We start from the raw sequence: 19,169 nt of genomic DNA on the forward strand, positions 1-19,169 counted from the left end.
TGCGAACGCCAGCCGGGGTTGCCTACGTCACCGGACCGGCCGTGTTTTCTTCATCACTCCGGGCATCGGACGGGCGAACCGGCCGGATCCGGACACTCTCCGCACAGTCGAACCACCGCGGATGCGGAATCGGAGGCGCTGGGGGCAACAAGGCGAGGTCGGGGCTCGTGCGTGGCGATGCCGGGCAGAACCGGCATCGCCGCTCGCGAGAACGGCACCGGGCGGGTGAACCGTGTCTGATCCGTGTTAGCCCGCATGCCCGTTCTCAGGAAAATAGTCATAACGTCGCTTCGTGCCCCGAATCCCGTTTCCCCGCACCCGCGGTTCCCGGCTCGTCGCCGTCGCCACCGTGGTGCTGGTCGCCGCGGCCGCGGTGACCGTCTGGGCGACCCGCGACCGCGGTCCCGCACCGGTCCGGACCCAGGACGCGTTCGTCGCGATGCCCGCCGCACCCGGTTCCCCCGATCAGGTCCGGATCGACACGACGACCTACTACCCCGAACACACGCCCGCGCCCGCCGTGCTGCTCGCGCACGGCTTCGGCGGCGACAAGTCCAGTGTGGACCCGCAGGCGCGCGAACTGGCCCAGCGCGGGTTCGTGGTGCTCGCCTGGTCCGCGCGCGGATTCGGGCACAGCACCGGCAAAATCGGGCTGAACGACCCCGACGGCGAGGTCGCCGACGCACGACGGCTGGTCGACCGGCTGACGGCAAGTCCCGAAGTGGCGACCGGCGCCGACGGCCAGCGCGAGATCGGGGTGACCGGAGCGTCGTACGGCGGCTCGCTGTCGCTGCTGCTCGCCGGGACCGACCACCGGGTGCGCGCGCTCGCACCAGTGATCACCTACAACGACCTCGGCCAGGCTCTCGTGCCGAACGCCGCGGCGTCGGCTGCGCCGTCGGCGAAGACCCCGGCGGCCGGTGCCTTCTCGCCGGACGGCGTCTTCAAGAAGAGCTGGGCGGGCATCTTCTTCTCCGCCGGTTCGGGCGCGGCCGCGGCGAGCACGCCGTCCGCCGAAGCGCCGGAAGCGGGACAGAAGACCAACGACAACGGCAGCACCGCGGGGAACAGCGGCGGCACCGCGCCGCAAGCCGCCGCGCCACCGGCTGGCGCACGGGCGGAGCGGCCGTCCGCGGATCCGTGCGGCCGGTTCACCGCGGCGGTGTGCAAGGCGTACTCGGAACTCGCGACCACCGGCAAGGCCAGCCCGGAGACGGTCGCGCTGCTGCACCGCGTCTCGCCCTCGTCGGTCACCGGCAAGATCACCGTGCCGACACTGCTCGTGCAGGGCGAGAGCGACACGCTGTTCGGGCTCGACCAGTCCGACGCCACCGCGCGGCAGATCACCGCGGCGGGCGGGCCGGTGCGCACGATCTGGTACACCGGCGGCCACGACGGCGGCATCCCCGGACCGCAGTTGCGCGCGAAGATCGGCGACTTCCTGTGGTCGTCGCTCACCGGTCAGGGCGACCCCGGCCGCGGATTCAGCTACGACGTCCAAGGCACGTTGCGCGCCAACGGAACCCCGTCGGTGCGGACGGTCAACGCCGCCGCGTACCCCGGGCTCGACGGCACCGGTGCCGAGCGGAAGCAGGTGGCGCTCACCGGTCCGGCGCAGCCGATCGTCCGGCCCGCGGGCGCGAATCCGGCCGCGGTGAGCGGAATTCCGGGGCTCAACGGGCTCGCGGCGGGCACCTCCCGGCTGGCTCCGCTGTTCAGCAGCGACCCGCCGGGGCAGGCCGCGCAGTTCGGCACCGCGCCGTTCGACAGCCAGGTGCTGCTGTCCGGTTCGAGCACGGTCCGGTTGCAGGTCGCGACCGACCCGGCGCATCCGCAGCCGGAAGCGGTGCTGTTCGCGAAGCTGTACGACGTCGGCCAGGACGGCACCCGGGTGCTGCCCGCGAACGCGGTCGCGCCCTTCCGGGTCACCGGACTGCCCGCGGACGGCACGCCGGTCGACGTCACGGTGACGCTGCCGGGCGTCGTGCGGCCGATCGACTCCGGGCATTCGCTGCGGCTCGTCGTGGGGACGACGGACCAGGCGTACTCGGTGCCGACGCAGCCGGGAGTGTTCCGGGTCGGGCTCGCTCCGGGCGCGGCGCTCGCCGTCCCGGTGGTGCCCGGCGCGTCGGTCGGCGCTCCCCTTCCGGTCGGGCAGCTGATCGGCATCGGCGCGACGCTGCTGGTCGCGATCGCGGTCGTCGTGGTCGCGGCGATCCGCCGCCGCCGGGCGCACGACGTCGACCCGGAACTCGCGGACACCCCGCTGGTGATCAAGGGGCTGCGCAAGCAGTACGCGGGCGGGTTCACCGCCGTGTCGGACCTGTCGTTCCGCGTCGAACCGGGCCAGGTGCTCGGCCTGCTCGGCCCGAACGGCGCGGGCAAGACGACCACGTTGCGGATGCTGATGGGCCTGATCACGCCGAGCGCGGGCGAGATCCGCGTGTTCGGCCACCGGATCACGCCGGGCGCTCCGGTGCTTTCGCGGATCGGGTCCTTCGTCGAGGGGTCCGGATTCCTGCCGCACTTGTCCGGCAAGGCGAACCTGGAGCTGTACTGGGCGGCGACCGGGCGGCCGGTCGAGAAGGCGCATTTCACCGAGGCGCTGGAGATCGCCGGGCTCGGCGACGCGGTGCACCGGCGGGTGAAGACCTACAGCCAGGGCATGCGGCAGCGGCTCGCGATCGCGCAGGCGATGCTCGGGCTGCCGGAGCTGATGGTGCTCGACGAACCGACCAACGGGCTCGACCCGCCGCAGATCCACCAGATGCGGGAGGTCCTGCAGCGCTACGCCGCCACCGGGCGCACCGTCGTCGTCTCGAGCCATCTCCTGGCCGAGGTCGAGCAGACGTGTTCGCACGTGGTGGTCATGCACCGCGGGAGGCTCGTCGCCTCGGGCGAGGTCGGCGAGCTGGCGGCCTCGAGCGGCGAGGCCACGTTCCGGGTCGGCGACCCGGCGGCGGCCGCGGCGGCGCTCAAGAGCGTCGGCGGGGTGTCGGACATCGAGACCGAGGGCGATCTGGTGCACGCGAATCTCGACGGGCTGCCGCGCGCCGACGCGGTCGCGGCGCTCGTGCGCGCCGGGGTCGCGGTCGAGCAGGCAGGGCCGCGCCGACGGCTCGAGGACGCGTTCCTGCAGCTGGTGGGAGAGAATTCATGAGCGAGGGCAACGGTTCCGGCGGGGTGCACACCGACCCGGCCGCACTGCAGGAGCTGAGCGACCTGGCCACCGCGGAACCGGCCGAGGTCGGCCCGGACGGCGCGGTCGCGGGCTACCGGGCCGACCGGACGCTGCGGCTGAGCGTGGAGCTGAAACGGCAGCTGCGCCGCAGGCGGACCCAGCTGGTGCTGGCGTTCGTCGCGGTGCTGCCGTTCATCCTCGTGGTGGCGTTCCAGATCGGGCAGTCGAATCCGAACCGCCGCTCCGGCGGGTTCGTGGACCTCGCGACGGCGAGCGCGCCGAACTTCGTGGTGCTCGCGTTCTTCGTGTCCGGCACGTTCCTGCTGCCGATGATCGTCGCGTTGTTCTTCGGCGACACGATCGCGAGCGAATCGTCGTGGTCGAGCCTGAAGTACCTGCTGGCGATCCCGGTGCCGCGGCACCGGCTGCTGCGGCAGAAGGCCGCGGTGTCCGGGCTGCTGTCGATCGCCGCGCTGGTGCTGCTGCCGGTGGTTTCGCTGCTGGTCGGCATCATCTGGTACGGCGCGGGCGACGCGATCAGCCCCACCGGCGACGCGGTCAGCTTCGGCGACAGCCTGCTCGCGCTGCTGATGTCCACTGTGTACATCGTGGTGCAGCTGGCCTGGGTCGCCGGGCTCGCGCTGCTGCTGAGCGTGTCGACGGAGGCTCCGCTGGGCGCGGTCGGCGGGACGGTGCTGGTGGCGATCCTGTCGCAGATCCTCGACCAGATCACCGCTTTGGAAGGGTTGCGGAACTATCTGCCGACGCATTACTCGTTCGCCTGGATCGACTTGATCTCCACCGACATCGACTGGACGAACCTGGCCAGCGGGGTGCTGTCCTCGGTCATCTACACGACGGTGTTCCTGCTGCTGGCGGGCCGCCGGTTCGCACGCAAGGACGTCACCAGCTGAGGCGGACGTCCGGTACGGTTCGGCGCGTGACGATCCACCTGGAACTCGACGCCGGCGTCGCACTCGTGACCCTCGACCACGGGCGCGGCAACACCCTCGACACCGCCACCTGCAAAGAGCTGGTGATCAGACTCGAAGAGGCCGACGCCGCCGGGGCGCGCGCGGTCGTGCTCACCGGATCCGGCGACATGTTCTCCGCCGGAGTGGACCTGGTGGCGCTCGACGAGGGCGGCGCGCGCTACGTCGGCGATTTCCTGCCCGCGTTGTCGGACGCGTTCCTCGCCGTGTTCGGCTTCCCGCGCCCGGTGGTGGCGGCGGTGAACGGCCACGCCATCGCGGGCGGCATGGTGCTAGCCGCGGCGTGCGACCACCGGATCGCCGCGGACGGCCCCGGCCGCATCGGCGTGACGGAGCTGCTGGTGGGCGTGCCGTTCCCGTTGTCGGCGCTGGAAATCCTGCGCTGCACCTACGGCACGACGCCGCTGCCGTCCCTCATCTACAGCGGCGCGACGGTCACCATGCCCGACGCACTCCCCCGCGGCCTGGTCGACGAGGTCGTGGCGAGCGAGGACTTGCTCGGCCGGGCCCGCGAACTGGCCGCCCGCCTCGGCGAACTGCCCGCGGAGGCGTTCGCGCACACGAAGCAGCAGCTGCGCCAGCCGTATCACCAGCGGATCGCGGAGAACCGCGTGTCCGACGACGCACAGGTGGAGCGGCTGTGGCGGTCCGAACCGGCGCTCGCGGCGGTGAAGGCGTACGTGGAGAAGGTGCTGAAGCACTGACCTGCCGCCCGGGCCGTGCGCGGGAACGGGAGACTTTCTTGCCTCGGCTCTGCCCGCGCACCCATTGCTTCGGGCGCATGTTTCTGTGAAAGTCGAAGCGAGGGTCCGGGAAACCGGGGGTGCCTCAGTTCGGAGCGCACCCCCGGGTCGGGGGCCGCTCGTTGTCACGGATCCGGTCAGTTCTCTCCAGCTTGACCAGCTCCAGGTCGGTCTGCGGGAAGTCGTCGCCGATGCAGAGCAGCGGTTCTCCGGCGAGCTTGGCGGCCGCATAGGTGAGGCAGTCGCCGAAATTCAGCGCTGCGGGATGCCTGCCTTTGCCGTACCGCAGGTATGCGGTCTGCGCGGTCCGCCAGTGCGCCTCGCCGAACGTGAGAATGTCGAACCGCCGCCGCTGCAGAAACGAAGCCAGCAGCGTCGCGCCTCGCTCGCCTTCCTTGTGCGTCAGCACGATCGAGGTCTCCGCCAGCGTCGGCGCCCCGATCCGGCATTCCTCCGCGCCGCCGATCGCCCGGGCGATCGGCACCGCCAGCGGTTCGCCCAGGAGGACCGCCACTACCGCGGAACTGTCGATGATCACACGCCACCTGGCCCGTAGCCAAGGATTTCCTCGCGCTCGGCCTTGCTGACCGGCTTGCCCCGGTTCTCCGCCGAGACCTGCGGCCAGATCTCGTCCTGCAAGAAGCGCACGAAGTCGTCCGCGTTCTGCTCCGCGCTCCGCTGCGCGAGCAGCCGGTCCCGCATGATCCGCAGCGAATCGCGGACCGCGCCGGTTTTGGTGGTGCCGGTCAGCTCGGCCACCTCGGCGGCCAGGCGCTCCGTTTCCGGATCTTTGATATTCAAAGCCATGGTGGAATGGTACCCGGCTATGGTGTAACTACTTAATTCCTGCCGCGTCCATCCCCCGCAGTTCCTTCTTCAGGTCGGAGACCTCGTCGCGCAGCCGGGCGGCCAGTTCGAACTGCAGGTCGCGGGCGGCCTGCATCATCTGGTCGGTCATCTGCTGGATCAGATCGGCCAGTTCGGCACGCGGCATCGACGACACGTTCTTGTCGGTGAGCATGCCCGAGCTGCGGACCCGGTCGCCCTGTTCCGGCTTCTTGCCGCGCGAGGCGTTGCGGCCCGAACCGCCGACCGCGACCGCCTCGTCGGAGTCTTCCGCTTCGTTGTAGACGCGGTCGAGGATGTCGGCGATCTTCTTCCGCAGCGGCTGCGGGTCGAGGCCGCGCTCCTCGTTGTAGGCGACCTGCTTGGCGCGGCGGCGGTCGGTCTCGTCGATGGCGTACTGCATCGAATCGGTGATCTTGTCCGCGTACATGTGGACCTCGCCGGACACGTTCCGCGCCGCGCGGCCGATGGTCTGGATCAGCGAGGTTCCGCTGCGCAGGAAGCCTTCCTTGTCCGCGTCGAGGATCGCGACGAGCGACACCTCGGGCAGGTCGAGGCCCTCGCGCAGCAGGTTGATGCCGACCAGGACGTCGTAGTCGCCCGCGCGCAGCTGGCGCAGCAGCTCGACCCGGCGCAGCGTGTCGACCTCCGAGTGCAGGTACCGGACCCGGATGCCCAGCTCCAGCAGGTAGTCCGTGAGGTCTTCGGCCATCTTCTTGGTGAGCGTGGTGACCAGGACGCGCTCGTCCTTGTCCGCGCGCTCGCGGATCTCGTGCACCAGGTCGTCGATCTGCCCCTCGGTGGGCTTCACGACCACCTTCGGGTCGACCAGCCCGGTGGGCCGGATGACCTGCTCGACGAACTCGCCGCCGGTCCGGCCCATCTCGTACGGGCCCGGCGTCGCCGACAGGTACACCGTCTGCCCGATCCGGTCGGAGAACTCCTCCCAGGTCAGCGGCCGGTTGTCGACCGCGCTCGGCAGCCGGAACCCGTAGTCGACGAGGTTGCGCTTGCGGCTCATGTCGCCCTCGTACATGCCGCCGATCTGCGGCACCGTCTGGTGCGATTCGTCGATGACCAGCAGGAAGTCTTCCGGGAAGTAGTCGATCAGCGTGGCGGGGGCGGAACCCGCGCCGCGGCCGTCGATGTGCCGCGAGTAGTTCTCGATGCCGGAGCAGAAGCCGACCTGGCGCATCATCTCGATGTCGTAGGCGGTGCGCATGCGCAGCCGCTGGGCCTCCAGCAGCTTGCCCTGCTTCTCCAGCTCGGCCAGCCGCTCTTCCAACTCGGCCTCGATGCCGCGGATCGCCTTCTCCATCCGCTCCGGCCCGGCGACGTAGTGCGTGGCCGGGAAGATCCGGACCTCGTCGACCTCGCGCACGATGTCGCCGGTGAGCGGGTGCAAGTAGTACAGCTTGTCGATCTCGTCGCCGAAGAACTCGACGCGGATCGCCAGCTCCTCGTACGCCGGGATGATCTCCACCGTGTCGCCGCGGACGCGGAACGTGCCGCGCGCGAAGGCGATGTCGTTGCGCGAGTACTGCACGTCGACCAGCGCGCGCAGCAGCACGTCGCGCTCCACCGTGCCGCCGACCTCCAGCTTCGTGGACCGGTCGAGGTAGGACTGCGGGGTGCCGAGGCCGTAGATGCAGGACACGGACGCGACGACGATGACGTCGCGCCGCGAGAGCAGATTCATCGTGGCGGAGTGGCGCAGCCGCTCGACGTCGTCGTTGATCGACGAGTCCTTCTCGATGTAGGTGTCCGTCTGCGCGATGTACGCCTCGGGCTGGTAGTAGTCGTAGTAGCTGACGAAGTATTCGACCGCGTTGTGCGGGAACAGCTCGCGCAGCTCGTTGGCCAGCTGCGCGGCCAGCGTCTTGTTCGGGGCCATCACGAGCGTGGGCCGCTGGACGCGTTCGATCAGCCACGCGGTGGTGGCCGATTTGCCGGTGCCGGTGGCGCCGAGCAGCACGACGTCTTTCTCGCCCGCCTTGATCCGGCGTTCGAGATCGTCGATGGCCGCGGGCTGGTCGCCCGCGGGCTGGTACTCGCTGACGACCTCGAACCGGCCGCCGGCGCGAGGCACCTCGGAGACGGGGCGGAAGTCGGACTGGGCGAGGACGGGGTGTTCGGTTGCGAAAGCCACGGGAACCAGGGTAGGCCGGGGCACCGACAATTTCCGCGACGGCCGGTGTGAGCTGGGGATCCTCTCCCCAACCGGAGGCTCGGGGGACGCGGCTGCCGGGCCGCCGGACCTCGCGGGCCCGCACCGGCGGCGGGCGGGCCCGGCAGCCGAGCGCCGGGGTCGTTGCCCAAGAACCAACCAGCCGGTGACACAACGGGCATTTCACCGGTGTCGGTGCCCATGGTGAATGTTCAGCAGCTGCAGCAGTCGCATCCGCCGCAGCAGTCGCAGTCGCACCCGCTGCAGCAGTCACAGCCGCAGTCGCAGCTGGCGCCGTTCGGTTCGCCGCTCCAGGGGCCCGGGTACGGGTCGCGGCAGCAGAACTGGCACGAGCAGCACATGTACGTCGCGATCGCGCAGCCCGCGAAGAAGTTCCGGCGTTTCGGCGGGACCGCGAACTTCGGCGCCCAGCAGCCGCCGCCCTTGCCGTCCAGGGAGCCCCCGCCCTCCGGCGGTTCGGGACCGTCCGGACCGCCCGGGCCACCGGGCCCGCCAGGTCCGGGAGGACCGCCGGGCCCAGGCATTCCAGCAGGTCCGTACCCCGGCGGCGGAGCCCCGTAACCGTGCGGCGGCCCGTAACCCGGCGGAGGCCCGTACGCAGGCGGCAGCCCCGGCTGCCCGGGCGCCCCGATCCCCGGCCCGTACGGCGACTGCTGCGGCGCTGGTCCCGGCCCGATCCACCCGGGCGGCGGCTGCTGGCCGTGCAGGTGGTGATGCCCGAACGCCCGTCGCACCGCCTGCCGGAGCTCGTGCACCAGCAGCGCGTGCACCAACGCCGAATCAGCGAACTCGGCCTCGCGCAACGCCAGTTCGACCCCGAGCACCGCGTCCGAACACAGCCGATGCGCCTCGTCCAGCGCGGTTCCCGTGGCCAGCAACGGATTCCAGGAGCCGGACGCCGCGTCCGCAGCCAGGTCCTCGACCGCGTCGAGCAGGTGCGCCACCCGGCCGAACAGCCGTCCGGCCTCGGCGAGCGGCGCGCGGTTGCCGGGGCGTCCGGCCAGCACCGCGGTCTGCGCGAACGCCGCGGACGACGCCAGCTCGGCCGGTTCGGTCGCCAGCAACGGCGAGTCCCCGGCGCGAATCGCGCGTTCCAGCTCGCCCTGCCGGCCGACGGCTTCGGTCAGGACCGCGGTGTCGAAGCCGATGCCCGCGCCCGTCCGCCCGCCCTGCGCGGCCCAGCGCCGCGCGACCAGCCGCGCCGCTCCCGCCACCGGGCGCCGGGCGAAAGCGCCGTCCCGGTCGGCGACGTGGTCGTCCACCTTCGCCGAAGCCAGCACCAGCGACACCGCCGCGGCGAGCCGGGCGCCGTCGCCGACCGCGACCGACGCCGGGCGCATCGACCGCAGCGGGCACGGTCCCGCGGCACGCCGGGGTCCGCTCGGCGTTTGTGCCTCGACCAGCGCCGAAACGATCAGCGCGTCGTAGTTCGTCACGACCCGGGCGAACTGCCCGTGCTGGTCGCGCAGCGCGAGGCAGAGGCCGCACAGGTGTGCCATCCAGTCCGCGTGGAGGCGGCCGGCCAGCCGGTGCCGGCAGGGTCTGATGATCCCGAACATGCGCGCGTACCCCCAGGAGAACCGAATGACTCGCGAACTTTAGCCCCGCGACCGGGCCCCTAACCGGTTTTCCGGCGATTCTCGCGAAGCGCGCGGACAAGGCAGGATGGGCGGATGACCGATCTGCACCCGCCCAAGGTCGAGACGTTCGACCCGGCCGCCCGCGTGAACATCGACAACAAGGGCATCCGCCGCGACGTGGAGGAGTTCCGCGAGGAGCCGTTCGGCCTGTACCTGGCGCGGCCGACGCCGGGGCGGGCGCAGTTCCACTACCTCGAATCGTGGCTGCTGCCGGGGCTCGGGCTGCGGATCACCGACTTCTGGTTCAGCCCCGGCCACGAACGCGACCAGGACTTCTACCTCGACGTCGTGCGCGTGCACCGCGACGGCCCGCGCTGGGTCGCCACCGACCTCTACCTCGACCTCGTGCTCAAGGACAAGATCTCGGTCCGGGTGATCGACACCGACGAGCTGCTCGCCGCCGTCGCCGGGAACCTGCTCTCCCAGCAAGAAGGCGAGTACGCGCTCGAAGTCGCCTACGCTGCGGTCGAGGGCCTCGCCGCGCACGGATACGACCTCGCCGCCTGGCTGTCCGCAAAGGACATGACACTCGGCTGGCGCAGGCATCCATAACCGGGAACGGGGGAATTCCCCACCCCCGCCCGGCGGTCAGCCGGATTACCGGCAGCGGCTCGCCCGGCCACGATCAGCGGCATGGAACGAACCGCACACCAGGTGACGCTCGACCTCGTCCGCTCGCTCTATCGCGAGCACACCGAAGCGTTGCGCGCCGCGAAAGACGCCCAGCGGGCGCACCGCCGCGCGCATCCGGCGATGAAGACGCAGCTGGACGACGTCGAAGCGGAGATCACCTACCTGCTCCTGCGGCACCTGCGCCCGGAGAAAGTCGTGGAGATCGGTTCGCTGCACGGCTGGTCGACGAGCTGGATCCTCCGCGCGCTCGCGGACAACGACGCCGGCGAGCTGACCACGATCGACCTCGTCGGCAACGCCACGAAGACCGTCCCGCGCGCGCTGGCCAAGGGTCGCTGGGAGTTCCGCCAGGGCGACGCGCGCACCATCGCCCCCGATCTGCTGTCCGATGTGGACTATCTCTTCATCGACGCCGACCACCGCGCGCGCTTCGCGAAGTGGTACCTCTCCGATGTCTTCCCGAAGATCGACGCCGCGGTGAGCGTGCACGACGTGTTCCACCGCGCCGCCCCGCTGCCGTTCACCGAAGGCGCCGAAGTGGTGCGCTGGCTGGAAAAAACGCGGACTCCGTACTTCACCGCGGCCCGCGCCCGCGCGAAACACGCGTACGCTTGCCTCAACGAACTCCGGCGCGAACTCGGCGTCGACAGCGCCGTGCACACCGGGCGCGACAACCCGATGATCTACTTCCGCATCCACCGATCGGTGGATGCGCGGCGGACAGCCGGTGGACCGGAAGTCGCGCCGTTCCGCTGATCCGATAGGCCCCTCCAGCCGGGATTCTCGAAGGCAGCAACCGCTGCGATTCGAGAGGGGAATCCCAGGCAATGCCGGTCATCGAGGTGCGGAACCTCCATAAACGCTATCGGCAGAAGACAGCCGTGGAAGACGTTTCGTTCACCGTCGAGCAGGGCGAGATCTTCGGGATCCTCGGCCCCAACGGCGCGGGCAAGACGACCACGGTGGAATGCGTCGAGGGCCTGCGCTCCCCCGACGGCGGCACCGTTTCGGTGCTGGGACTCGACCCGCGGCGAGACGTCCGAGAGCTGCGTCAGCGCCTCGGCGTCCAACTGCAGGAAAGCCAGCTGCCCGACCGGTTGCGCGTCGGCGAGGTGCTCGACCTGTTCGCCGCGATGTACCGCACCCCGGCCGATCCGGGACGCCTCATGGCGCTGCTCGGGCTCGCCGGACAGCGGAACACCTTCTACCGCAAGCTTTCCGGCGGCCAGCAGCAGCGCGTGTCGATCGCGCTCGCCCTGGTCGGCAGCCCCGAGGTGGTGGTGCTCGACGAACTGACCACCGGTCTCGACCCGCAGGCCCGCCGCGACACCTGGGACCTCGTCGAAGCCGTCCGCGCGGAAGGCGTGACGGTCGTGCTCGTCACGCACTTCATGGAGGAGGCGGAACGGCTGTGCGACCGGATCGCGGTGATCGACGCCGGGCGCGTCGTCGCGATCGACACCCCGGCGGGGCTGGTCGGCCGAGTCGGCGGGGAGCAGCGCATCCGGTTCCGCCCGTCCGCGCCGGTCGACCCGCGGGAACTGGCCGGGCTGCCGAGCGTGCTGAAGGCCGAGCGGAACGGCGCGCATCTCGTGGTGACCGGCGGGGAAGGCGCGCTGCAGGCGGTGACGTCGTTCCTCGCCCGCGCCGACGTCGTCGCGGGCGATCTGCGGGTGGAGCAGGCCAGCCTCGACGACGCGTTCGTCGCGCTGACCGGCCGGAAACTGGACTGAGGGGGAACCGGAAGTGCTGTCGAAGCTGACCGTCGCCGAGGCGAAGATCTTCCTCCGCGATCCGGGCGCGCCCGCCGTGGTGCTCGGGATCCCGTTGGCGCTGGTGCTGGTGTTCGGGCTGATGCCGGGGTCGCGCGAACCGAGCGCCGAGCACGGCGGCCAGTCGTCGCTGGCCACCCTGATCGCGCCGATGGCGGTGGCGATCCTGCTCGGGATCCTCGCGCTGAACCTGTTCCCCGGCGCGATGGCCGCGCACCGGGAGAAAGGCGTGCTGAAGCGGCTTGCGGCGAGCCCGGTGCCGCCGTCGCGGCTGCTCGCCGCGCAACTGCTGGTGAACCTCGCCATCGCCGCGGTCGCGATCGTGCTCGTCGTGGGGGTGGGCACGATCGCGCTCGGCATGGCGCTGCCGAAGAACCCCGGCGGGTTCGTCGCGGTCGTGCTGCTGGGCGCGGTGTCGCTGTTCTCGGTGGGCACGCTGCTCGCCGCGTTCGCGCCGACCGGCCGCGCGGCGAACGGACTCGGCGCGGCAGTGTTCTTCCCGATGCTCGCGCTCGGCGGCGTGTGGGTCCCGAAGGAGCAGCTGTCGCCGGTGTTGCAGCACATCGCCGACGTCCTGCCGCTCGGCGCGACGCTCGGCAGCCTGCGCGACACCGCCGCCGGACACGCGCCGCGACTGCTGTCCATGATCGCGCTCGCGGTGGTCGCCATCGTGTGCTCGACGCTCGCCGCCCGATTCTTCCGCTGGGAGTGAGCCCGATGACCACGACACAGGAAGAAGCCACGACGGCCCGCCCGGTCGCGCCGTTCGCCCGGATGCCCGTGTTCGGCATCGCCGCGCTGATGGCGGTGCCGCTGGTGCTCACCGCGAACAACTACGGCTACTTCGGCGACGAGCTGTACTTCCTCGCCGCCGGACGGCATCTGGCCTGGGGTTACGTGGACCAGCCGCCGATGCTGCCGCTGCTCGCCCGCGCGATGGACACCATCGCGCCGGATTCGCTGTTCGTCCTGCGGATCCCGGCGATGCTGGCGACGCTCGCGGGCGTCGTGTTCGCCGCGCTCATCGCCCGTGAGCTCGGCGGCCGCACCCGCGCCCAGGCGATCACCGCCGCGACCTTCGCCGCCTGCACGAACTTCCTGGCAGGCGGGCACTACCTGGCGACGTCGACCCTGGACCCGTTCCTCTGGACCGTCCTGCTCTGGCTGATCGTCCGCTGGATTCGCACCCGGCGCGACGGCCCGCTGCTGTGGGCCGGAATCGTCACCGCGCTCGCGATGTACGTGAAGTTCCTGATCGGCGGCTTCTGGATCGTCGCCGGAATCGCGCTGCTGATCTGCGGTCCGCGCGAACTGCTGCGCCGCCCGCTGCTGTGGGCCGGTGCGGCGATCGCCGCGCTGGCGCTGGTCCCGACGCTCGTGTGGCAGGCCCAGCACGGCTGGCCGCAGCTCGGCATGGGCGCGGCGATCTCGAACGAGGTCGGCGAGTCCTGGGGCGGGCGGCTGACCTGGATCCCCCAGGTGCTGCTGCTCGCCGGAGTCCCGGTCGGGGTCGCGTTGCTCGGCTACGGCCTGTGGCGGCTGCTGCGTTCGCCGCAGCTCCGCTCCTACCGCTTCCTCGCCTGGACCACGCTCGCGCTCGCCGTGGTGTTCATCGCGGTGAACGGCCGGTCGTACTACATCGCGGGCATGTTCGCGCCGTGCTGGGCCGTCGCGGCGGTGGAACTCGAGAAGGGACAGGCGTCGCGATGGTGGCGCTGGATCCCGACGTGGCCGGTCTTCGTGCTCTCCGCGCTGGTGATGCTGCCTGCCGCGCTGCCGGTCTGGCCGCATTCCTGGGTCGAGAAGAACCCGTCGCTGCCGACGCCTGCCTTCTCGTTCGGCGAGGTCGGCTGGCCGGAAGCCGCGCAATCGGTCGCCAAGGCGTTCCACAGTGTGCCCGACCCGGCACACACCGCGATCGTCGGCGAGACCTACTGGACCGCGAGCGCGCTCGACCGCTACGGCCCCGCACTCGGCCTGCCCGAACCGACCAGTCCGAACCGCGGGTACGCGACGCTGGCCGTCCCGCCCGATTCGGCGCGCGACGTCCTCTTCGTCGGGGCCGATCCCCGGCCGTTGCTCGGGCGCTTCGCCCATCTCGAGCCGGTCGGCGCGGTCACGACCGGGACCGCGAAGCCGAGTGTGCTCGACGGCACCCCGATGTGGCTGGCCACCGCGCGGCTGCGGTCGTGGGCGGAAATCTGGCCCGAGCTGGCGAACACCGGGGCTTGACCGGCGGCACCCGCAGTGGGACGGCGCCAGGCCTCGCCCGTAGGGTGCGGGCGAGGCCAGCCCCCGATCCGCCGACAGGGAGCAGGATGGATGCCGTGACCACGGCCACCGCACCGAGCACGCCCGGCCGCGAGCTCGCCGGGTTCGCCCGGCGGCCGGTCTTCCTGCTCGCCGCGGGAACCGCCGCCGTACTCCTCGCCACCGCCGGCCGCTACGGCTACTTCGGCGACGAGCTGTACTTCCTCGCCGCGGGCAAACACCTCGCGTGGGGCTACGCGGACCAGCCGCCGGTGCTGCCGTGGCTCGCCTGGCTGGCGAACTCGATCGCGCCGGGCTCGCTCGTCGTGTTCCGGATCCCGGCGATCCTGGCGACCGCCGCGGGCGTGGTGTTCACCGCGCTCATCGCCCGCGAAATGGGCGGCGAGCGCAAAGCGCAGACCCGCGCCGCCGCCGCGTACGCGATCTGCGGGCAGTTCGTCGGCAGCGGCCACTACCTCGCGACGTCCACTGTGGACCCTCTGCTGTGGACGATCGTGCTGTGGCTGCTGGTGCGCTGGATCCGCACCCGCGACGACAACTTGCTGCTGTGGCTCGGCGTCGCGACGGCGGTCGGGCTGAACGTGAAGTTCCTGATCGGCGGGTTCTGGGCGGTCACCGCGGTCACCGCGCTCGTCTTCGGGCCGCGAGACCTGTTGCGCCGGCCCAAACTGTGGGCGGGCGCGGCGATCGCTGCTGTCGCGTGTGTCCCGACGTTGCTCTGGCAAGCCGCGAACGGCTGGCCGCAGCTCGGCATGGGCGACGCGGTCTCGCGCGAAGTCGAGGAAGCGGGCGGCCGGGCGATGTTCGTGCCCGCACTGCTCGCCGGAGCCGGTCTGGTCATCGGTGCGCTGGGCGTGCTGTACGGGCTGGCTGTGCTGCTCGGCAGCACCCGGCTGCGCCCGTACCGGTTCCTCGGCTGGACCGCGCTCGGCGTCTTCGCGATCTTCCTGATCGGCAACGGCCGGTTCTATTACGCCGCAGGCACTTTCGGCATCCTGTGGGCAGCCGCCGCGGTGCATCTGCAAGACCGGCGGCCCGCGTTGTGGTGGCGCTGGGTGCCGACATGGCCGTTGTTCGCTCTCTCCGCGCTCTACAGTCTCCCCTACGCGCTCCCGGTGTGGCCGGTGCAGTGGCTGGTCGAGCATCCGACCGCGCCGCGCCCGGCGTACGCGATGGAGGAATACGGCTGGCCGGACCTGGCCGCGTCCGTCGCCAAGCAGTACCGCGCGCTGCCGCCGCAGGAACGAACCCGCACCGCGCTCGTCACCGGCGGATACTGGCAAGCCGGCGCGCTCGACCGGTACGGGCCTGATCAGGGCTTGCCCGAGGCGTACAGCGCCAGCCGCGGGTTCTGGTACTTCGGCCGCCCGAACGACAACGCCGACACCGTGCTGTTCGTCGGCCGCGAACCGGCGAAGCTGGCCGCGCACTTCCGGTCCGCACGGGTCGTCGGCGAGGTCGGCAACCGGCTGGGCGTCCCGAACTCCAGCCGCCACCTGCCGATCTGGCTGCTCGAGGGCCGGATCGGCGGCTGGGCCGGGATCTGGCCGCAGCTGAAGGACCTGAAGGCGTGAGACTCGAGGACGTCCGGGACGTCAAACTCGATTGGCGGGGTTCGCTGATGCCGCCGGCCACGCCCGACCCGGACGATCCTCCCGTGCGGTGGCACCGGTGGTTCACCCGGACCGAGACCGCGATCGCGTGGCTTCTGCTGATCGTCCCGACGCTGCTGAGCGTGCTGCACGGGGACCAGACCGCCGGGCACCGGACCACCACCCTGCTGCTCGCCGCCGGGGCCGCGGTGTGGCTGGGGCTGACCACCGTCGCCGTGGGCGCGAAACTGCGCGACCACCCGATCCCCGCGGCCGCGATGTTCGCCGGGGTCGTCACGTTCGGCGCGATTCTTCAAGCCCGAGACACCTACTTCATCATCTTCATGGTCTACGGGTTCTTCGCGGCGATGCGGATGAAGCCGATGCCGGTCGCGGTGCTCGGTGTCGGCATCACCTCGCTGCTGATCAACACCATGACGCTCGGCGGGCCGATCCACGCGCTGTCGGTGTCGCCGGGGATCTGGGGCACGGTGGTGGTCGTGCAGACCACGGCGATCGGCGGGGGCGGCGCGCTTTTCGCCGCGGTGGGCAGGCAGAACCTGGAACGCAAACGGGCGCTCGACCGCCTGGCGGCGGCCGAAGCGGAGAACCGCGGCCTGCAGCGGCAACTGCTCACGCAGGCGCGCGAGGCCGGCGTGCTCGACGAGCGGCAGCGGCTGAGCCAGGAAATCCACGATACGCTCGCGCAGGGGTTCACCGGGATCATCACCCAGCTCGAAGCCGCCGCCCAAGCCCGCGACGACGCGGCGGAATGGGAACGCCATCTCGCCGCGGCGACCCAGCTGGCCCGGGAGAACCTCACCGCGGCCCGGCGTTCGGTCGCCGCGCTGCGCCCGGAACCGCTCGAAGCCGCGACGCTGCCCGAGGCGCTCGCCGAGGTCACCCGGCTGTGGAGCGAACGCACCGGGGTGCCCGCGGAATTCTCGGCCACCGGGACCGCGGTCCCGCTGCATCCGGAGCTGGAGGCCACCCTGCTGCGGATCACCCAGGAAGCACTGTCCAATGTGGCCAGACACGCGCAGGCGAGCCGAGCCGGGATCACCCTGTCCTACATGGGCGACGAGGTGACCCTCGACGCGCGCGACGACGGCGTCGGCTTCGACCCGGCGCGCCCGCCCGCGCCTCCGTCCGCGGAAGGCGGGCACGGCCTGCCCGGCATGCGGCGGCGCGCGCAGCGGCTCGCCGGCGCCCTGCACGTCGAGTCCGAACCGGGCGGCGGCACCGCGGTCTCGGCGCGCCTGCCCGCGATCCCGGCTGCGACACTGGATCCGACCGAGGGGGCCACATGACCATCACGCTGCTCATCGCCGACGACCATCCGATCGTCCGGGACGGTCTGCGCGGCATCTTCACCGGCGAACGCGGCTTCGAGGTGCTGGGCGAGGCCGCGCACGGAGCCGAGGCCGTCACGCTCGCCGAGGCGCTGAAGCCGGACGTCGTGCTGATGGACTTGCGGATGCCCGGCACCGACGGGGTCGCCGCGATCACCGAACTCGCCCGCCTCGGCAACCCGGCGCGCGTGCTCGTGCTGACCACGTACGACACCGATTCCGACGTGCTGCCCGCGATCGAGGCGGGCGCGACCGGCTACCTGCTGAAGGATTCGCCGCGCGAGGAGTTGTTCCGCGCGGTCCGCGCCGCCGCGCGCGGCGAGGCAGTCCTCTCCCCCGCCGTCGCGAGCCGGATCATGGGCCAGATGCGGGCACCGGCCCAGGAACCGTTGTCGCAGCGGGAGATCGAGGTGCTGAACCTCGTCGCGCGCGGGTCGACGAACAAGGAAGCGGCGAAGAAGCTGTTCATCAGCGAGGCGACGGTGAAGACGCACCTGCTGCACGCGTACGCGAAGCTCGGCGTGAAAGACCGGGCGGCTGCGGTGGCGGTGGCTTTCGAACGCGGCTTGATCGGGTCCTAGCCCCAGAGTTCGCTGCCGCGCGACGCCGCCCTGACGACCACCGCGGCCACGAACTCCTTCCCCGGCAACGGATCCAGCTTCCGCCCGTCCCGGAGCCGAGGCGCGACCAGCCCCTCGTCCGCCTCCCGTGAGCCGATCACCGCCTGGTACGGCACCAGCCGCCGGTCGCGGATGCGAGAGCCCAGACTCCCCCGTTCCGCCGCGACGACCTCGGCGCGCAACCCGGCGTCCATCGCCGCCTCCGCGAGCGCTTCGGCCGCCGGAAGCTCCGCGTCACCGACCGGCAGCACCGCCACCTGCACCGGGGCCAGCCACGGCGGGAACGCGCCGCCGTGTTCCTCGATCAGCTGCGCCAGCACGCGTTCCAGGCTGCCGAGCACCGCGCGGTGCACCAGGACCGGCCGGTGCGCGCGGCCGTCCGGGCCGACGTATTCGAGCCCGAACTGCTCCGGCTGGTGCAGGTCGACCTGGACGGTGGACAGGGTCGATTCGCGGCCGGAACTGTCGGCGATCTGGACGTCGATCTTCGGGCCGTAGAACGCGGCTTCGCCCGGCCCGCGTTCGTAGTCGACCCCGTCCAGCGCGTCGACGAGCACTTCGGACGCACGCTCCCACGCTTCGGCCGCTCCGGCGTACTTGCCGCGGTTGTCCGGAAGGGAAAGGCGGTAGCGAGCGGGTTTCAGCCCGAGGTCCCGGTACACGCGCCGGATCAGCGCGAGCGCACTCCGCACCTCCTCGCCGACCTGGTCAGGCTGGCAGAAAATGTGCGCGTCGTTCAACTGGATCGCCCGCACCCGGCTGAGCCCGCCGAGCACGCCGGACAGTTCGGCGCGGTACATCCCCCCGAGTTCGGCCAGCCGCAGCGGCAGTTCGCGGTGACTGTGCGCGCGGGACCGGTAGATCAGCGCGTGGTGCGGGCACAGGCTCGGCCGCAGGACGACCTGTTCGCCGCCGAGATCCATCGGCGGGAACATGTCGTCGCGGTAATGCGCCCAGTGGCCGGAAAGCTCGTACAGCTCGCGTTTCCCCAGCACTGGCGATGAAACGTGCCGGTAGCCGGCCCGGCGTTCGACCTCGCGGACGTACTCCTCCAGCACGTGCCGTACGGCGGCGCCGTCGGGCAGCAGATACGGCAGACCCGCCCCGATCAGCGGGTCGCTGCCGAACAGGCCGAGTTCGCGGCCGAGTTTTCGGTGGTCAGGCATGGCGGTCTCCTCACGGAAGGCGAGGCGAGCGCACGACAGAGCCCGGGGCGCTCGCCCCGGGCTCGAATGGCAGTGTTCAGCGCGCCGGGACGGGATCCGGCGTCGTCGTGGACTGGGCGCGCATCATGGCGCGAACGGTAACCCCGCACCCGGCGGGACCGCACCTGGTTTTC

16 protein-coding genes are annotated in these 19,169 nt (G+C 71.4%); 11 read left to right on the top strand and 5 right to left on the bottom strand.

Annotated features, from left to right (window positions below; all coding sequences use genetic code 11):
- Positions 1-292 precede the first annotated feature (292 nt).
- Genes L3Q65_RS17835 through L3Q65_RS17845 form a run of 3 tightly spaced genes read left to right on the top strand, consistent with a single transcriptional unit; the run spans position 293 to position 4,877 of the window.
- Entirely contained in the window at positions 293-3,160 is a 2,868-nt protein-coding gene (locus L3Q65_RS17835; RefSeq protein WP_237600299.1) for an alpha/beta fold hydrolase, read from the top strand.
- Positions 3,157-4,095 carry an ABC transporter permease gene (locus L3Q65_RS17840; RefSeq protein WP_182895281.1) on the top strand — a complete coding sequence of 313 codons (939 nt, stop codon included), beginning with the start codon at positions 3,157-3,159 and terminating at the stop codon, positions 4,093-4,095. Before L3Q65_RS17835 ends, L3Q65_RS17840 begins: the two co-directional genes overlap by 4 nt.
- 26 nt (positions 4,096-4,121) lie before the next feature.
- The gene (locus tag L3Q65_RS17845; protein ID WP_182895282.1) at positions 4,122-4,877 is read left to right on the top strand and encodes an enoyl-CoA hydratase/isomerase family protein; all 756 of its coding nucleotides are present in this window, start codon (positions 4,122-4,124) and stop codon (positions 4,875-4,877) included.
- A 124-nt stretch (positions 4,878-5,001) separates the two neighbouring features.
- Here L3Q65_RS17845 and L3Q65_RS17850 read toward each other — a convergent pair whose 3' ends face one another.
- The 4 genes from L3Q65_RS17850 to L3Q65_RS17865 form a co-directional block, all read right to left on the bottom strand.
- Positions 5,002-5,454 carry a type II toxin-antitoxin system VapC family toxin gene (locus L3Q65_RS17850; RefSeq protein WP_237600300.1) on the bottom strand — a complete coding sequence of 151 codons (453 nt, stop codon included), beginning with the start codon at positions 5,452-5,454 and terminating at the stop codon, positions 5,002-5,004.
- Positions 5,451-5,723 (bottom strand): type II toxin-antitoxin system VapB family antitoxin, encoded by a 273-nt coding sequence (locus L3Q65_RS17855; protein ID WP_182895284.1) that lies wholly within the window; start codon positions 5,721-5,723, stop codon positions 5,451-5,453. Before L3Q65_RS17855 ends, L3Q65_RS17850 begins: the two co-directional genes overlap by 4 nt.
- Positions 5,724-5,751: 28 nt before the next feature.
- Positions 5,752-7,911 (bottom strand): excinuclease ABC subunit UvrB, encoded by a 2,160-nt coding sequence (gene uvrB, locus L3Q65_RS17860; protein ID WP_304504566.1) that lies wholly within the window; start codon positions 7,909-7,911, stop codon positions 5,752-5,754.
- 230 nt (positions 7,912-8,141) lie between these two features.
- On the bottom strand, positions 8,142-9,509 hold the full coding sequence (locus L3Q65_RS17865; protein WP_237600301.1) for a DUF5685 family protein: 1,368 nt from the start codon (positions 9,507-9,509) through the stop codon (positions 8,142-8,144).
- Positions 9,510-9,623: 114 nt separating this feature from the next.
- Here L3Q65_RS17865 and L3Q65_RS17870 point away from each other — a divergent pair, with 114 nt between their 5' ends.
- The 8 genes from L3Q65_RS17870 to L3Q65_RS17905 all read left to right on the top strand — a co-directional run bounded on the left by L3Q65_RS17870 (position 9,624) and on the right by L3Q65_RS17905 (position 17,791).
- The gene (locus tag L3Q65_RS17870; protein WP_182895286.1) at positions 9,624-10,142 is read left to right on the top strand and encodes a DUF402 domain-containing protein; all 519 of its coding nucleotides are present in this window, start codon (positions 9,624-9,626) and stop codon (positions 10,140-10,142) included.
- Positions 10,143-10,223: 81 nt separating this feature from the next.
- Entirely contained in the window at positions 10,224-10,979 is a 756-nt protein-coding gene (locus L3Q65_RS17875) for a class I SAM-dependent methyltransferase (protein ID WP_182895287.1), read from the top strand.
- A 71-nt stretch (positions 10,980-11,050) separates the two neighbouring features.
- Positions 11,051-11,956: an ABC transporter ATP-binding protein gene (locus tag L3Q65_RS17880; RefSeq protein ID WP_182895288.1), complete on the top strand. Its 906-nt coding sequence runs from the start codon at positions 11,051-11,053 to the stop codon at positions 11,954-11,956.
- Positions 11,957-11,969: 13 nt separating this feature from the next.
- Positions 11,970-12,707 (top strand): ABC transporter permease, encoded by a 738-nt coding sequence (locus tag L3Q65_RS17885; RefSeq protein WP_182895289.1) that lies wholly within the window; start codon positions 11,970-11,972, stop codon positions 12,705-12,707.
- A 5-nt stretch (positions 12,708-12,712) separates the two neighbouring features.
- Positions 12,713-14,227 (top strand): glycosyltransferase family 39 protein, encoded by a 1,515-nt coding sequence (locus L3Q65_RS17890; protein ID WP_237600302.1) that lies wholly within the window; start codon positions 12,713-12,715, stop codon positions 14,225-14,227.
- A gap of 95 nt (positions 14,228-14,322) precedes the next feature.
- A complete protein-coding gene (locus L3Q65_RS17895; RefSeq protein ID WP_370648191.1) occupies positions 14,323-15,840 on the top strand; it encodes an ArnT family glycosyltransferase in 1,518 nt (505 codons plus the stop codon).
- The gene (locus L3Q65_RS17900; RefSeq protein ID WP_237600303.1) at positions 15,837-17,168 is read left to right on the top strand and encodes a sensor histidine kinase; all 1,332 of its coding nucleotides are present in this window, start codon (positions 15,837-15,839) and stop codon (positions 17,166-17,168) included. The genes L3Q65_RS17895 and L3Q65_RS17900 overlap by 4 nt, the downstream gene beginning before the upstream one ends.
- Entirely contained in the window at positions 17,165-17,791 is a 627-nt protein-coding gene (locus tag L3Q65_RS17905) for a response regulator transcription factor (RefSeq protein ID WP_182895292.1), read from the top strand. Before L3Q65_RS17900 ends, L3Q65_RS17905 begins: the two co-directional genes overlap by 4 nt.
- Here the strand turns inward: L3Q65_RS17905 and thrS are convergent.
- Positions 17,788-18,996, bottom strand: coding sequence for a threonine--tRNA ligase (gene thrS, locus L3Q65_RS17910; protein WP_237600304.1), 1,209 nt, complete (start codon positions 18,994-18,996; stop codon positions 17,788-17,790). The two genes, L3Q65_RS17905 and thrS, sit on opposite strands and share 4 nt — an antisense overlap.
- Positions 18,997-19,169 lie beyond the last annotated feature (173 nt).

It is taken from the genome of Amycolatopsis sp. FU40 (assembly GCF_021903635.1).
GTDB lineage: Bacteria > Actinomycetota > Actinomycetes > Mycobacteriales > Pseudonocardiaceae > Amycolatopsis > Amycolatopsis dendrobii.